The sequence below is a fragment of the Sphingobium sp. GW821-FHT02B05 genome (genome assembly GCF_059421905.1).
The window spans coordinates 1-843 of the sequence record NZ_JBWKVW010000033.1 but is presented as its reverse complement, the minus strand read 5'-3'; the positions used below and the strand labels follow the sequence as shown (position 1 = coordinate 843).

Annotated in this window: 1 protein-coding gene; it reads left to right on the top strand. The window is 57.4% G+C overall.

Annotated elements, in window-relative coordinates; translation table 11 throughout:
* Positions 1-76 precede the first annotated feature (76 nt).
* A protein-coding gene (locus tag AC07UX_RS21155; RefSeq protein WP_495193934.1) for an IS5 family transposase occupies positions 77-837 on the top strand; the annotation gives its coding sequence in 2 pieces (ribosomal slippage) (positions 77-410 and positions 410-837; 762 coding nt in all).
* The last annotated feature ends 6 nt before the right edge of the window (positions 838-843 follow it).

The following is an 843-nucleotide window of genomic DNA, read 5'->3' as shown; positions in this document are numbered from 1 at the left end:
CTAGGCTCAGGACCTATTAAATAGCTTGCGTGTAGTGAGATTGGTTGCTTCAATGGCGGCGCGAGGAGGCGCTGCCATGAGTGATCTGATCTGGCTTTCGGAGGGGCAGATGCGCCGCATCGAACCCTATTTTCCGCTGTCGCATGCGGTACCGCGTGTTGATGATCGTCGGATTATCAGCGGGATCATCTTCGTCATCAGAAACGGCGTGCGTTGGCGCGATGCGCCTACGGAATACGGGCCGCCCAAGACGATCTACAATCGCTTTATCCGCTGGAGCCGCATGGGCGTGTTCAACAGGATTTTCGCAGCGCTGGCGGCAAAGGGCAGAAAGCCGGATCAGTTGATGATCGATGCCACCCATCTCAAGGCGCACCGCACGGCTGCCAGCCTGCTCAAAAAGGGGATGTTCCCCGACGTATCGGACGCACCAAGGGCGGTCTGAACTCGAAACTTCACGCAGTCTGCGATGGCAAAGGCAGGCCACTGGTCATGCTGCTCAGTGAGGGGCAAATGAGCGACTACAAAGGCGCGGAACTGATGCTGGACGCCTTGCCCAGAGCCAAGATTTTGCTCGGCGACAGAGGCTATGACGCAGACTGGTTTCGCATCGCTCTGGCAGAACGTAAGATCACCCCCTGCATCCCGTCCAAGAAGAACCGGAAAGTGCCGATCCCACACGATGCCACGCTCTATCGGCAGCGCCATAAGATCGAGAATATGTTCGGCAAACTCAAGGACTGGCGACGCATCCACACCCGCTACGACCGCTGCGCCCACACCTTCATGTCAGCTATCTGCATCGCTGCCACCGTCATCTTCTGGCTCAATCAATGAGTCCTG